Below are 13583 nucleotides of genomic sequence, written 5' to 3'. Positions count from 1 at the left end.
CCGACCGACGAGCAGGTCAGGACCGGCCGGCGTCGGTCCCGCCCCCACCGGTCGGGTCCACGCCCGGCCAGCCGACCGCGAGGAGCAGCGCGGCCCGGTGCCGCGGGGTGTCGAGGTCGAGCAGCTCGCGCAGCCGGCCCAGCCGGTACCGCACCGTCTGCGGGTGCACGTGCAGCTCCTCGGCCACGGCCCGGCCGTTGCCCAGGTGCAGCAGCCAGCTGCCCAGGGTCTCCACCAGCCGTTCGGCGGACGATCCGGGGAGCTCGAGCACCGGCGCGAGCAGGCGGGTGCGCAGGGCCTCCAGGAGCTGTTCGTCGCGGTGCACGATGAGGGCGTCGAGGTGGTCGTCGACCACGAGCGGGTCGCCGGTCAGCAGTCCCCGGTCCCGCAGCCGCGCCGCCAGGCGGGCCAGCTCGAGGCCGGTGCGGAGACGGTCGACCGGCACCGTGGAGCCGAGCACCGCGCCCCGACCGTGCAGCAGAGCCCTCAGGTGCTCGGACCGGCCCGGCCGGTCGGGCTCGGGGACCACGACGACCGGTCCGTCCCCGAGCACGCCGTGGCCGTCGAGGGCGTCGAGCCGTTCGAGGACACCGGCGTCGGCGTCGTGGGCCAGCACCACCGCCGCCCGTTCGGGCACCGGCCAGTCCGCGCGCGCCGCCACGGCGTCGATCGCGGCGCGGGAGGGTCCCTCGGAGAGCAGCAGCTCGAGCAGCTCCTGGCGGTGCCGCCGGACGCTCTGCCGGCGTTCGTCCTCGGCGGCGACATAGCCCTGCCGGCTCGCCGCGGACAGCTCCTCGACGGCGGCGAACACGGCCGCGGCGAGGCCGGCGAACCGCGTGGACGGCAGCCGGTGCCGCAGCGCGACGTCGGCGATGTGCCGCCACGCCACGGCGGCGCCGATGCGGTAGGCGGCCAGCAGGGCGTCGATGTCCCGGTGCTGGTGGTAGTGCTCGCGGCCGATGGTCATGAACAGCGCGCGCTCGCCGTCGGTCACGAAACCGGACCGGCTGTGATGGCCCTCGGCCGCGACGCGGAACACGCGTTCGGTGAACGCCTCGGCCCCGGCCAGGACGTTCCGGAACTCCGCGTCGACGAAGCCCGCGTAGCCGGGGTGCTGGGTCGCGAGCTGTCCGGCGACCTCCTCGAGCACGCTCGGCAGGCGGCCGACCACCTCGGACACCAGCCGGGGCACGGTGGGCGGCTCGTCGGCCACGCGGAGGGCTCCTCTCCCACGGTCCCGCTGCGGGTGCGGTTCCGGTGCAACGCCCTACCCGTTGCACGCCGGAACACACGTCCCGGCGGGCCGACCCGGTCCGGGGTGGACGGGCGGGCTCAGTGGGTGCTCCTCCCGTGACCGGGAGTGGTCCCGCTCGAGGTGGGAGCGTTCACCGTCGCGGGCGGCGTCGACGGTGGGTCGGGCACCACGGTCACCGTCGGCGTCGGTGCCGGTGCCACCTGCGTCGGGTCGATCGGCCGCGGGTGGTCCTCGGTGCTGACCCCGCACGCCCCCGCCATCCCCGTGATCAGCGCGATCACCACGACCCGGCCGACCGACCGCCCGCGTCCCGTCGACTCGCTCATCTCGTGTCCTCCGGCAGTTCGACGACGATCCGGGCGCCGCCCGCGGGACTGTCCTCGACGTGGATCCGGCCGTGGTGGGCCCGGACGTGCCGGGCGACGAGGGCCAGGCCGAGGCCCGTTCCGCCGACGTCCTCGCGCCGGCCGGCGTTGGCCCCGCGGGCGAACCGCTCGAAGACCTCCTCGCGGAACTCGGGCGGGATCCCGGGGCCGGCGTCGTCCACCTCGATCCGCACGCCGTCGGCGGCCGCCAGCACCCCCACCCGGACGGCCCCGCCGGCGTGGTGGTCCGCGTTGTCCAGCAGGTCGCCGACGACACGGTCGAGGCGGCGGCGGTCGACCTCGATCTTCGGCGGCGACCCGACGACCTCCACGGCGACACCCGCGCGCGTCCCCACGGCGTGCGTGACGATGTCGACCACGTCGCACATCTCGAGGTCCTCCGGGGCGAGCCGCTCGTCCCGGGAGATCTCCAGCAGGTCGGTGACCATCTGCCGGAAGCGGTGCACGTCGGCGTCGAGCAGGTCGACGGCCTGCCGGGCGGTCGGGGGGAGCTCCTCGCGCCGGCGGCTCAGCACGGCGACGGCGTTGACCAGGGTGGTCAGGGGGGAGCGCAGCTCGTGGCTCACGTCGCCGGCGAAGCGCGCGTCGCGACGGACCCGCCGCTGGAGGTCCTCCGCGGTGCGGTTGAAGGTCGTGGCCAGGGGCGCGAGGTCGGCGTCCGTCTGCTCGGGGAGCCGCGCGTCGAGGTCGCCGGCGGCGACCCGGGCGGCCGCGTCGCGCAGCTCGGTCAGCGGGCGCAGCGCGCGTCGTCCGGCCCAGCCGCCCAGCCCCAGGCCGAGCAACCCGCTGACGCCGACCCCGGCCACCAGCACCCCGCTGAGGAACCGCAGCGTCGTGTCGAGCCCGTTGAGGGGGGCGAGCTCGACGTAGACCGCGTCCGGCAGGGGGATCGCGATGGCCAGCACCGGGATCCCACCGGCGACGATGCGCTGCCGTGCCGGCGTCCCCGAGCCGGCGAGGGCGAGCATGTCCTCGGGGAGGGCGTTGATGTCGAACCGGCGACCGCTCGTGGTCCAGGTGCCGTTGCGGCGCAGGGCGACGGCGCCGTCCCCGCCCCCGGCGAGGCCGGTGAGCAGGTCGCCGGAGCCGTCCTGGTGCGGGTCGCGCAGCGTCTCCTCCACCAGCCGCGCGTCGACCGTCGCCTGCATCGTCGCGCCCTGCTCCCGCTTCGCCAGGAGGAAGTCCGACGCGAGGTGCCAGGTCGCCAGGGCGAGCAGCCCGGTGATCGCCACCGTGACCACGGCGAAGGCGACCGCGATGCGCCAGCGCAGGGGCAGCCCCCGCCGCAGGAGGCCGGGTGGCCGCGCCCGGGAGGGGGTCCTCGCCGCGGGGCTAGCCGTGGGCATCGGACCGGACGGCGACCCGGTAGCCCGCGCCGCGGACGGTGAGGACGATGGTGGGGTCGTCCGGGTCGGGTTCGATCTTGAGGCGCAGCCGGCGGACGTGGACGTCGAGGAGCCGCGTGTCGCCGAGGTAGTCGTAGCCCCACACCCGGCGCAGCAGGTCCTCCCGCGTCACGACCCGGCCGTCGGCGGCGGCCAGCTCGACGAGCAGGCGGAACTCCGTGCGGGTCAGGTGCACCTCCACCGGCTCGGGGCCACGGTGGCAGCGGACCAGGCCCTCGTCCGGCCGGATCTCGACGTCGCCGATCCGCAGCTCCGCCGGCGGCGTGCCCGGTCGCCTGCGGCGCAGCAGGGCGCGGATGCGCGCCGCGAGCTCGCCCGCGACGATCGGCTTGGTGACGTAGTCGTCGGCGCCGGCCTCCAGCCCGGCGATGACGTCGGCCGAGTCGGAGCGCGCCGTGATGATGATGATCGGCAGGTCCCCCTGGGCCCGCAGCTGCCGGCACACGACGAGGCCGTCCATCGCCGGCAGCATCAGGTCGAGCAGGACGAGGTCGACCGACCCGCGGCCGACCGCCACCATCGCCTCCTCGCCCGACGGCACGGTCGAGACCGCGAATCCCTCGTCGTCGAGGGCCAGGGACAGGGCCTGGCGGATGCGGCCGTCGTCGTCGACGAGCAGGACACGGTCGCGCACCTCGGTCCGGCCGTTGCCGCCCGCCCGCGGCGCGGTGGGCGGGAGGTCGGGGTGCGGCGTCCATGTCATCGGGACCATGGTGCTCCGCCGAGCGGCGTCCTGCCGACCGAGCGGCGGCGCAACGCCTGGTGGGCGCGTGATCGTCAGCAGATCGACAGGTTCCCGCACCGGTGGTCGGCCGTGAGATCGTGAGTCGCACGGGTGTCGGACGGGACCGGGCGAGCTATCCGGAGTAGTACGGGCGACGCGAGACCTCCCGACGCAGGGCCCGACGGCGGAACCGGAGGCACGGATGATCAAGCGGATGCGCGAGCTGGCCGACGAGCTGGACGCGTCGTTCAACGAGGTCAAGGAGGCCGTGAACGCACTGGCCGCGCAGCACGGCGCGGACCGGATCGTCGTGCACGAGGACGAGCCGCCGGAGTTCAAGATCCTCCGCGAGCTGTACGTCGACCAGCTGATCACCGAGGAGGGCTGCCAGGCCGTCCGCGAGCTGCTCGGGCCGCCACCGGAGGAGCTGGCATGATCCGCGGCGGTGGTGGCCCGGGGCGGAGGGGAACGGTCCGGCGTCGGCACCGCCCTGACCTGCAGCATCGGGGGCCCGTGGCGACCAAGGTGGACCTGAAGCGGGAGCTGCCGTGCTACACGGCGAAGCGTGACTCGCCACAGGTGCTCGAGGTGCGGGACCTCAGGTACCTGATGATCGACGGCCACGGCGACCCCAACACTCCGGTGTACGAGGCCGCGGTGGCGGCGCTCTACCCCCTCGCGTACACGCTCAAGTTCCTGCTGAGGGACGACGGGATCAGCTGCTCGACGGTGTCGACCCCCCGTTCCGGGCGCCGGCGTCCGGACGGCGCCAGATGTCCCGCGCGTGCAGGAGCTCGACCTGCTTCTCGGTCACCTCGCGCCGGTACTCGTCGTGCGTGTACGGCTTCCGGTCCAGGTAGAGGTTCTTCGGGTAGATCGGCTCCCGGTAGATGACCTGGTACTGCTCGGTCGTGAGGTCCTTCAGCCAGTTGCCGAACTGCGAGCGGGAGCGGAAGTCGCGCAGGGCCTGGATGTCGACCGTGCCCGCGACCCAGGTGGAGTGCCCGGCGTAGCCCACCCGACCGACGACGGTGCCACGGTAGTCGCAGATCATGCTGGCGGAGCCGAAGGTGTCGATGGGGATGTCCGACTCGGCGTCCAGGTAGTACGTGCCGACCTGGTTGCCGATCACGTACATGTTGTTGTCCAGCGCCCGGGCCCGGTTCTGGATCTCGAAGAAGCCGTTGCCGGCGTGCGGGTGCGGGTAGGGGCCGCGGTAGGCCACCTCGCAGCCGTTCATCGCGAGCCCGCGCGCGTTCTCCGGGTACGAGGCCTCGTTGGCCATCATCACGCCGAGCCGGCCGATCTCGGTGTCGGCCACCGGGTAGAAGGCGTCGAGCCCGTCGCCGTAGAGCTCGACCCAGCGGTCCCAGACGTTGTGCGGGGTCACGGAGTGCTCCACCGGCTGCAGCGGCACCACCTTGTGGTGGACGAGCACGATCTCCTCGGCCGGGGAGATCGCGAACCCGACGTTGAAGAAGCGGCCCGGGAACTCCGGGTGCCGCGCCTTGGCGGTGGCCATGACGTAGGAGTCCCACTTGGCGGCCAGGGCACCGAGTGCGTCGGTCTCCGGGCCGGGGATGTCGATCGCGCACTCCGCGGCGAACCACTCGTGGTCGTGGTCGAGCACCTCGTCGTTGAAGCCCTGCAGCGCGCCCTCGGGAATCGTGATCAGGCGGACCGGCAGGGCCATCGCGGACAGCCACGACGCCGCCTTCATCAGGTGGCCGAGGTGCTCGATGTTCCGTTTGATCTCGTCGCGGTAGCGGATGCCCCGCATGGTCGGGACGAGACCGACGACCTGGTAGGGCTCGATCACGGGGCCACCTCGCCTCCGGCGTGCCGCCCGCCGGACGGCGGGCACGCCCGACGATGCACCCCGCCGGGCCCGGGGGCCATGGGCACTGCGGCCCGTACCCGGCCCGGGAGCGGCCCGGTCTCTCAGACCTCGATGCCCAGTGCCGCCAGGAGTGCCGCGCAGCACCTCTCCCGCACCTCGTCCCGGGGTGCGGGCACGCCGGTCGCGGACGACGTCGTCGGCGTTGGCGGTGCTGCGGTACAGCGAGCGGTACCACTGCGGGTGTGCCTCGATGAAGTCGAAGTAGGCGTCGAAGGGCGCCCGGCCGGTCGGCCACCGCTCGAGGGGTGCGGTGTGCCACCGGCAGGGTCCCGGTGGACGGTCCTGACCGGCGGCGCACGCCCCCTGTGACGTCCGCGTGGCAGGTCCGCTCCCGCTGGAGGCGGGCGGAGCGGGCGCGTAGCCTCCCGTCCGGGGCAGGGACCGGATCACCTCGCGTGCGCCGCGCGCCCGGCCTTGCCGACGGATCGCCCCGCGGGGCGGGTGAAGGGCGGACGATGCAGGTACGGCGCACCTCGGGCACGGCCGAGATCAACCCCCTCCTGCGCGCGGGACCGGACGACGACGCGCTCACGGTCCGCATCGAGCGCCTCGACCACGCCACGGTCGTCGCCATCGCGGGCGAGATCGACCTCGTCACCGCCGCCGGGCTGGACGAGACCCTGCAGGCGGAGCTCGAGGCGGAGCCGGCGGTCCTCGTCCTGGACCTGACCGGCGTCGACTTCTTCACCTCGGTCGGGCTGACGGCGGTCGCCCTCGCCCAGCGCGGTGCGGAGGAGCGCGGCGTCGCGTTGCGGGTGGTCGCGGACTCGCGCCGGGTGCTGCGGCCGCTGCAGATCACCGGAATGGACCGGACCCTCGCGCTGTACCCCTCCCGGGCCGCCGCGCTCGGGGACGCCTGATGGTGACGGTCCCGGTCCGGCGCGATCCGCAGCCCGTCGGCGACCCTCCGGACGCGCAGGCCTGGGGCCGGGAGCCCGCCGCGGACGGCCCGCTCCTCGAGCACCGGTTCCCCGGCGAGGCCGCGCGGCTGGCCGCGGCGCGCCGGGAGCTCGGCACATGGGCCGCGGCCACCGGGCTCGACGAGGAGACGGTGGAGGACCTGCTGCTGGCCTGCTACGAGGCCATGGTCAACGCGGCGGAGCACGCCTATACGGACGGTGAGCGCCCGGTCGACCTCAGCGCGGTGTGCACCACCGGCGGCTGTGTCCTGGTCACCGTGCGGGACGAGGGGCGCTGGCGGCCGATCCCGGAGGACCCGGGGCACCGCGGCCGCGGCCTGGCGATGATCACGAACCTGAGCGACCACGCGGAGATCGACCGCGGTCCGGGTGGGACGACGGTCTCGCTCTGGTGGCGCCGCCGGTAGCCGGTCGCGAAGTCCCTAGGCCCCGCCGCGCAGGATCAGCAGCGCGATGTCGTCCTCGCGGACGCCGGCGAACCGGCCGAGCAGCCGGTCGCCGAGCTCCTCGGGGGCGGGGTCCACGGACACGGCGGCGCGCAGCTCCTCCAGTGCCGCGTCGAGGTCCACACCCCGCTTCTCGACCAGCCCGTCGGTGTAGAGCACGAGCGTCCAGCGGGGAGGCAGGGCGAGCACCGAGTCCGCCTCGTGCGTGCGGCGCAGGCCCAGCATCGGACCGCGCACGGTGAGCGGGACGGTGCCCTCGGGGGAGGCCAGCAGCGGCGCGAGGTGGCCCGCGTTGGCGACGGTGACGACGTCGCGGACGGTGTCGAGGACCATCACGCACACCGTTGCGAACTCGCGCGGGTGGTAGCGCCGCAGCATGTCCTCGAGCCGCTGCAGGATCGCCGCCGGCCCGTGCCCCTCGACCGCGTAGGCGCGCAGCGCGTGCCGCAGCTCGACCATCACGGTCGCGGCGTGGATGGAGTGACCCGAGACGTCGCCGATCGCGAGGAGCAGCCGGCCCTCGCCGAGCTCGACGACCTCGTAGAAGTCCCCGCCGATCTCGGTGTTCTGTGCCGCGGGGACGTACCGCACGGCGACCTCCACCCCGGGTGGTGCGGCCGGCGCGGTGGGCAGGAAGGCGCGCTGCAGGGTCAGGGCGAGGGTGTGCTCCTCGACGTAGAGCTGCAGGGAGTCGACGGCGAGCGCGGCCGCGTTGCCCAGCTGGGCCAGCAGGTCGCGCAGCTCCGTACCGACCCCCGGCGTCCGCAGCACGATCGCCACCCGGCCGGCCCGGAACCCGAACCGCAGGGCCGAGGCCGGGGCGCCGGTCTCCTCGCCGGCCACCGCCTCACCGCCCACCGCGTCCGCCCAGGACACCGCGGCCGGACCGTCCGACAGGGTGCCGGTGAGCCGCTCGAGCAGCCGCGGCGACACCGAGTCGCACCGCGGGGTGTCGTCCGGATCGGCCGGGTCGACCACGGCCCGGCGCACGGTCCGGTCCGACGCGGCGACCAGGGCGGCGGCCGGCACCTCCGCCAGCACCGCCGCGCCGGACGCGATCGTGGTGGCCAGCTCGTCGAAGTCCACGGCCGCGTTCATCGCCATGGTCGCCCGGCTGAGCCCGGCCAGCCGGGCCGCGAGCCGCTCCGCCGCCGCCCGCGCGCGGTGGTAGCGCAGCACCGACCACACGGTGGCGCGCAGCTCGTCCGGCTCCACCGGCTCGACGAGGTAGGCGTCGGCGCCGCGGGTGAGCCCCTGGGCCCGGTCCTGCCCGCGGACCGCGGTGGCGGACAGGTGGATCACCGGGCGGCTGAGGGCGGGGTCGGACTTGATCCGCTCGCACACCTCGAACCCGCTCATGTCCGGCAGCCCGACGTCGAGCACGACGACGTCGATCGGATCCCGCGCCACCCGGTCCAGCGCCTCCGTCCCGGTCGCCGCCTCCACCACGCGGTAGCCGGCGCGGCGCAGCCAGCTGGCGGCGACGTACCGGTTGCCGGCGTTGTCGTCGACCACGAGGATCGTCGTCCCGTCGACCCCCTCGGTGGGCGTCTCCGGGCCGGTCACGGGGCCCGCCCGACCAGGTCGCGAGCGGCGCCGACCGCCGCGACCAGCACCGGCCCGGACAGCTGCGCCTTGTCGACGACGACGGCCGTCCGGCCGAGGTCGCGTCGTCGCGCGTCGGTGAGCTGCGCGGCCGTGACCACCACGACCGGGACGGCGGCGAGGGCGGGCTCCGCGCGCATCCCGGCGAGGACCTCGGAGCCGGTCGGCGCCGGGATGTCGAGGTCCAACAGCACGAGATCGGGAACCGCGGCCGCGAGCGCGCGCTGCGCCTCCGGCCCCGAGCCGGCCTCCGTGACCTGCCCCTCGAACCCCTCGACGATCCGCCGGAGCAGGGCCCGCACCGCCGGGTCGTCGTCGACCACGAGGACCCGGCCGAGCGGCACGACGCCCGCGGCGGCCTCGCCGGCCGGCCGGGCGGGCAGGCGCAGCGTCAGCACGGTCCCGCGGCCCGGCTCGCTCTCCATCCCGAGCGACCCGCCGAGGATCGCGGCCAGCCGCCGGGAGTAGGGAAGGCCCAGGCCGGTGCCGCCGCTCGCGGCCTGCAGGTGCCCGCGGACCTGGTAGAACTCCTCGAACACCCGCTGCTGGTGCTCGGCGGGGATGCCGATCCCGGTGTCGCTCACCCGGACCACCACCTCCCCGTTCCCGGGGTCCAGACCCGCCCGGACCCGCACCTCGCCCCGTTCGGTGAACTTCAGGCCGTTGCTCACCAGGTTGCGCAGGATCCTGCCGAGGAGCACCGGATCGGTCCACACGACGTCGATCTCCGGCCGCTCCACGACGAGCTCGACCTCGGCGCCGGCGACCGGGCGCAACGTGGCGCGCAGCTCGTCGAACACCGCGCCGAGGTCCGTGGGCACGATGACGGCCTCGATCTGGCCCGACTCGGCCTTCGCCACGTCGAGCAGCTCGTTGACCAGCGACAACAGCATGGCGCCCGCGTCGCGGATGAGCTCGACCTGGTGGCGCTGCTCGGCGTCCAGCGCGCCGCCCTCCGGGTCCAGCAGCAGCCGCGAGATGCCCAGCACCGAGTTGAGCGGGGTGCGCAGCTCGTGGCTCACGTTCGCCCAGAAGCGGGTCTTCGCCTCGCTGGCCTCGCGCAGCCGGGTGGAGGCGTCGTCGAGCTCGGCATAGAGGGCGACCACGCCGCGGTTGGTCTCCTCCAGCTCCTCGGAGAGCTCTGCGTGCAGGGCCAGCACGCCGCGGTTGGTCTCCTCGAGCTCGGCGTTGACCCGCAGCAGGTCCTCCTGCCGGGCCTGCAGGCTCTCCAGTGCCTCCAGCAGGTCCTGGTTCTGGCTGCGCAGGGTGGCGAGCGCGTCGGCCGGGCGGGACTCGCGCACGGCGCTGCGGATCCGTTCGGCCTGGTCGGGGTCGACGCCGCTGCCCGGCGGCAGGCGCTTGATCAGCCGCACCGAGCCACCCGTGTCCGCCTGGCGGACCTCGCAGCCGTCGGTGAGGCGCGCGGCGGCCCGGACGCCCTCCAGGTCCTCGGGGTTTCCACCCCCGCCGGCCCACTCGGCGGTGAGCACCAGCGCGGGCGTGGGCTCGGCCCCGAGCGAGATCGTGATCGTGACCTCGCCGGGCAGCGTCGCGAGCTCGCGGCTGAGCTCGCTGAGCGCGGTCGCGACGCGGATCTGGTCCTGGTGCTCGAGCCCGGCCAGCGCCGCGACCTCGCGGCCCCGCTGGCGGGCGACGAACACGTCCTGTTCGCCGCGCACCCGCAGCCGGAACACCTCGGCCCGCGCGGTCGTCACCGGCCGGCCCCGGGTGCGCGACCGACCACGACCGAGGCGTCGTCCTGACGCACGCCCTCGTCGCGCAGCAGTGCGGCGGCGACCACCACCGGGGACCGGCGGGGCAGGGCCAGGTCCTCGGCCTGCCAGCGCGGCCGGACGCCGTCCGAGTGCAGGACCACGACGGCGTCGGGCGGCAGGGGGTAGTCGTAGGCGCGCAGCGTGGGGACGCGGTAGCCGGCGATGCCGCCGACCGAGATCATGCTGCGCTTGGACGTGCCGCTCACGACCGCGCCGGCCACGTTGCCGACCCCGGCGAAGCGCACGAGCCCCGCGTCGGGATCCAGCTCGGCCACCGCGACCGCGCCGCCGCGGGTGCCGGACATGGCCCCGTGGATCGCCCGCAGCGCGTCGACGGGGGTCGACGGCGGGCGCTCGGGTTCGGCGAACGCCCGCACCGCCTCCCGGGACGCCGCCGCCGCGAGCGGGCCGTGCCCTGCGCCGTCGCAGAGCATGAGCCAGAGCCGGGAGCCCTCCTCCCGCAGCGCGTAGGCGTCGCCGCACAGCTGCTCGCCGGACAACGGGCGGGTGACGCCCGCCGCGTCCGGCCCCGGCGGGCCGGCGTCGCGCCCGGGCCGGAACCGGGCGACGAGCACGGTGCCCTTCCCCGGGCGGGAGCCGATGTCGAGCGCGTCGGCGAGCCGGCCGATCGCCCCCAGCCCGACGCCGAGCGTGCCGCGCGTGGAGTGCCCGTCGCGGCTCGAGGCCGGCACGTCGCTCATCCCGGGGCCGGCGTCGACGGCGACGACCTCCACCCCGCCGGTCTTGTCCAGGTGCACCGCACGGAGCAGCACCGCACCGCCACCGGCGTGCCGGAGCACGTTCGTCCCGATCTCGGTGACGGCGAGGCCGACCTCGGCCACGCGCTGCGCCGGGAAGCCGAGCTGGTCGGCCAGCTTCTCCGCCGCCCGGCGGGCCCCACCGGGACCGCTCGGGTCGTCGAGCGGCAGCCAGGCGACGTCCTCGACCCGGGGCGGGATCACCGGGTCCACTTCACCACGGTGACCGTCGTGCCCCGGCCGACCGCGGTGTCGATCGCGAACTCGTCGACGAGCTTGCGAGCGCCGGAGAGCCCGAGACCGAGCCCGGAGCCGCTGGTCCAGCCCGGGGTCAGGGCCTGGTCGACGTCCGGGATCCCCGGCCCCTCGTCGGCGAAGACGGCCCGGATCCCGGACCGGCCGTCCCGGGTCAGGGTCTCGACCGTGGCCGTGCCCGAGCCGCCGTGGACGAGGGTGTTGCGGGCCAGCTCGCTGGCGGCCGTGACCAGCTTCGTCTGATCCACCAGCGAGAGTCGGACCTCCTGGGCACGGGCCCGGACCAGCTGCCGGACCCGGACGACGTCGTCGCCGGTGCGGATCGGCAGCTCCTCGACGCCGGTGGAGGTGGTCACGCCCCGGCGGCCGGGCCGCCGCCCTCCGCGACGGGGACGAGGTCGTCGTCCAGCTCGTCGGCCACCGGCAGCCCGCGCCGGTCGGACAGCGCGCGCAGGATCTTCATACCGCGCTCGACGTCGAGCGCCGTGCGCACGCCGTCCAGCGACAGCCCGAGCTCGACGAGCGTGATCGCCACCGCGGGCCGCATCCCGACGACGACGGTCTCGGCGTCGAGCAGCCGGGACAGCGCGGCGATCGAGGCGAACATGCGCCCGATGAAGGAGTCGACGATGTCGACCGCGGAGATGTCGATGAGCACGCCCCGCGCGCCCGTGGACACGATCCGCTCGGCCAGGTCCTCCTGGAGTGCGAGGACCGTGTTGTCCTGGAGGTCGACCTGGATGGACACGAGCAGCGCGTCGCCCAGGGACAGGACCGGAACCCGCTCCACGGTCAGCGGCTCCCGGTCCGGCGCCGGACGACCTCGACGCCCGTGCCGCGCATGGCGTGCAGCAGCGCGTCGGCCAGCGTCGACTTGGTCGTGATGTCGCCGAACTCGATACCGAGCATCACGATCGTCTGCGCGATCTGCGGCCGGATGCCCGAGATCGTGCACTCCGCGCCCATCAGCCGGGCCGCGACGACGGTCTTGAGCAGGTGCTGGGCGACCTCGGTGTCGACCGCCGGCACGCCGGTGATGTCGATGATCGCGTGCTCGGAGCCGGTGTCGACCAGCGTCTGCAGCAGCTTCTCCATCACGATCTGCGTGCGCGCGGAGTCCAGCGTGCCGATCAGCGGGACGGCGACCACGCCCTCCCACAGCTTCACCACCGGGGTGGTCAGCTCCAGCAGCTGCTCGGCCTGCTCGCTGATCACCTGCTCGCGGGCGCGGGCGAAGCTCTCGAAGGTCACCAGGCCCAGGGCGTCGACCCAGCGGGAGGACTCGAGGACCGTGGCGAGGTCGCCCCCGCTCTCGCCGCCTTCGCCGTCCTCGTCGGCCGCGGCGAACAGCGCGTCCTTCAACGCGAAGACGGCCGAGGCCGTCTCACTGGGGCTGAAGCCGCGGCGCGCCCAGTCCCGGGAGAGCTCGGCGAGGAAACCGCGGGCGCCGGCATAGGCGGCGGACGTGACGTCGAGCCCCCCGCCGGCGACGGCCTCGCCCAGCACCGCCAGCAGGTCCGAGCAGGTCCGCTCTAGCTCGCCGGTCGTCAACCGGCCACGCAGCGGCGTCTCCGCCGCCTCGACCCAGCGCCGCAGCACCTTGTCCTCGCTGCGCAGCAGGGCCTGCACGCGCCCGCCGTCCGCCTGCGCCATCGCCACCTCCCGTGACCGTCGTTCCGGCTGCACCTAACCACACGCGCAGGTGGGGCTCCCGGTGCGGAGGTGCCGGGAACGCCCGTAGCGCCCCCCGGCCCACCGCGTGCTTCGACCAGCCGAGACCGGGTAGGCGGGTCGCCCGCCGAGGAGCCCCGAGGAGAGGAGCACGTGATGGCGCAGTGCGAGGTCTGCGGCAACGACTACGACATGGCCTTCGAGGTACACGCGCAGGGCGCGGTGCACGTGTTCGACAGCTTCGAGTGCGCGATCCACCGGATGGCGCCGGTGTGTGAGCACTGCGGCTGCCGGGTCATCGGGCACGGGGTGCAGGCCGGCGGGAAGTTCTTCTGCTGCGCCCACTGCGCCTCGCACGGCGAGGGCGGGGAGGCGCTCCGGGACCGGGCGTGACGGTCAGGTCGGACGCCGGCCCAGGGAGAACCGACCGGGCGTGACGGTCAGGTCGGACGCCGCCCAGGGAGAACCGACCGGGCGTGACG

At 74.9% G+C, this 13583-nt stretch carries 15 protein-coding genes; 4 read left to right on the top strand and 11 right to left on the bottom strand.

Annotated elements, in window-relative coordinates:
- Positions 1–16: 16 nt before the first annotated feature.
- The 4 genes from LWC33_RS24990 to LWC33_RS24975 form a co-directional block, all read right to left on the bottom strand.
- On the bottom strand, positions 17–1213 hold the full coding sequence (locus tag LWC33_RS24990) for a PucR family transcriptional regulator (protein ID WP_233307046.1): 1197 nt from the start codon (positions 1211–1213) through the stop codon (positions 17–19).
- A 119-nt stretch (positions 1214–1332) separates the two neighbouring features.
- Positions 1333–1581, bottom strand: a complete 249-nt coding sequence (locus tag LWC33_RS24985; RefSeq protein WP_233307044.1) for a hypothetical protein — start codon at positions 1579–1581, stop codon at positions 1333–1335.
- On the bottom strand, positions 1578–2987 hold the full coding sequence (locus LWC33_RS24980; RefSeq protein ID WP_233307043.1) for a sensor histidine kinase: 1410 nt from the start codon (positions 2985–2987) through the stop codon (positions 1578–1580). The genes LWC33_RS24985 and LWC33_RS24980 overlap by 4 nt, the downstream gene beginning before the upstream one ends.
- Complete coding sequence (locus LWC33_RS24975; protein WP_255692755.1) at positions 2974–3750, bottom strand: response regulator; 777 nt, start codon at positions 3748–3750, stop codon at positions 2974–2976. The genes LWC33_RS24980 and LWC33_RS24975 overlap by 14 nt, the downstream gene beginning before the upstream one ends.
- A gap of 223 nt (positions 3751–3973) precedes the next feature.
- On the opposite strand from LWC33_RS24975, the gene LWC33_RS24970 reads away from it, so the two are divergent.
- Positions 3974–4207 (top strand): hypothetical protein, encoded by a 234-nt coding sequence (locus tag LWC33_RS24970; protein WP_233307040.1) that lies wholly within the window; start codon positions 3974–3976, stop codon positions 4205–4207.
- A gap of 279 nt (positions 4208–4486) precedes the next feature.
- On the opposite strand, the gene LWC33_RS24965 is transcribed toward LWC33_RS24970, so the two are convergent.
- Positions 4487–5590: a nitrilase-related carbon-nitrogen hydrolase gene (locus LWC33_RS24965; RefSeq protein WP_233307039.1), complete on the bottom strand. Its 1104-nt coding sequence runs from the start codon at positions 5588–5590 to the stop codon at positions 4487–4489.
- A 536-nt stretch (positions 5591–6126) separates the two neighbouring features.
- Here LWC33_RS24965 and LWC33_RS24960 point away from each other — a divergent pair.
- Positions 6127–6531: an STAS domain-containing protein gene (locus tag LWC33_RS24960; protein ID WP_233307037.1), complete on the top strand. Its 405-nt coding sequence runs from the start codon at positions 6127–6129 to the stop codon at positions 6529–6531.
- On the top strand, positions 6531–6998 hold the full coding sequence (locus LWC33_RS24955) for an ATP-binding protein (protein ID WP_233307035.1): 468 nt from the start codon (positions 6531–6533) through the stop codon (positions 6996–6998). Before LWC33_RS24960 ends, LWC33_RS24955 begins: the two co-directional genes overlap by 1 nt.
- A gap of 15 nt (positions 6999–7013) precedes the next feature.
- Here the strand turns inward: LWC33_RS24955 and LWC33_RS24950 are convergent, their stop codons facing one another.
- Genes LWC33_RS24950 through LWC33_RS24925 form a run of 6 tightly spaced genes read right to left on the bottom strand, consistent with a single transcriptional unit; the run spans position 7014 to position 13083 of the window.
- Positions 7014–8603: a fused response regulator/phosphatase gene (locus tag LWC33_RS24950; RefSeq protein ID WP_233307033.1), complete on the bottom strand. Its 1590-nt coding sequence runs from the start codon at positions 8601–8603 to the stop codon at positions 7014–7016.
- Positions 8600–10357 (bottom strand): ATP-binding protein, encoded by a 1758-nt coding sequence (locus tag LWC33_RS36240; protein WP_233307031.1) that lies wholly within the window; start codon positions 10355–10357, stop codon positions 8600–8602. Before LWC33_RS36240 ends, LWC33_RS24950 begins: the two co-directional genes overlap by 4 nt.
- A complete protein-coding gene (locus LWC33_RS24940) occupies positions 10354–11388 on the bottom strand; it encodes an ATP-binding SpoIIE family protein phosphatase (RefSeq protein ID WP_233307029.1) in 1035 nt (344 codons plus the stop codon). The genes LWC33_RS36240 and LWC33_RS24940 overlap by 4 nt, the downstream gene beginning before the upstream one ends.
- Positions 11376–11786, bottom strand: a complete 411-nt coding sequence (locus tag LWC33_RS24935; RefSeq protein WP_233307028.1) for an ATP-binding protein — start codon at positions 11784–11786, stop codon at positions 11376–11378. Before LWC33_RS24935 ends, LWC33_RS24940 begins: the two co-directional genes overlap by 13 nt.
- On the bottom strand, positions 11783–12220 hold the full coding sequence (locus tag LWC33_RS24930; protein WP_233307025.1) for an STAS domain-containing protein: 438 nt from the start codon (positions 12218–12220) through the stop codon (positions 11783–11785). The genes LWC33_RS24935 and LWC33_RS24930 overlap by 4 nt, the downstream gene beginning before the upstream one ends.
- Before the next feature lie 2 nt (positions 12221–12222).
- Positions 12223–13083, bottom strand: a complete 861-nt coding sequence (locus LWC33_RS24925; protein WP_233307023.1) for an STAS domain-containing protein — start codon at positions 13081–13083, stop codon at positions 12223–12225.
- Between the two features lie 174 nt (positions 13084–13257).
- Between LWC33_RS24925 and LWC33_RS24920 the strand changes: the two genes are divergently transcribed.
- Complete coding sequence (locus tag LWC33_RS24920) at positions 13258–13494, top strand: metallothionein (protein ID WP_233307021.1); 237 nt, start codon at positions 13258–13260, stop codon at positions 13492–13494.
- Positions 13495–13583: the final 89 nt, after the last annotated feature.

Source organism: Pseudonocardia terrae (assembly GCF_021343995.1).
In the GTDB taxonomy this organism is placed as follows: Bacteria; Actinomycetota; Actinomycetes; order Mycobacteriales; family Pseudonocardiaceae; genus Pseudonocardia; species Pseudonocardia terrae.
The sequence above is the reverse complement of the archived record's forward strand: the minus strand, read 5'-3'. Positions and strand labels throughout refer to the sequence as shown.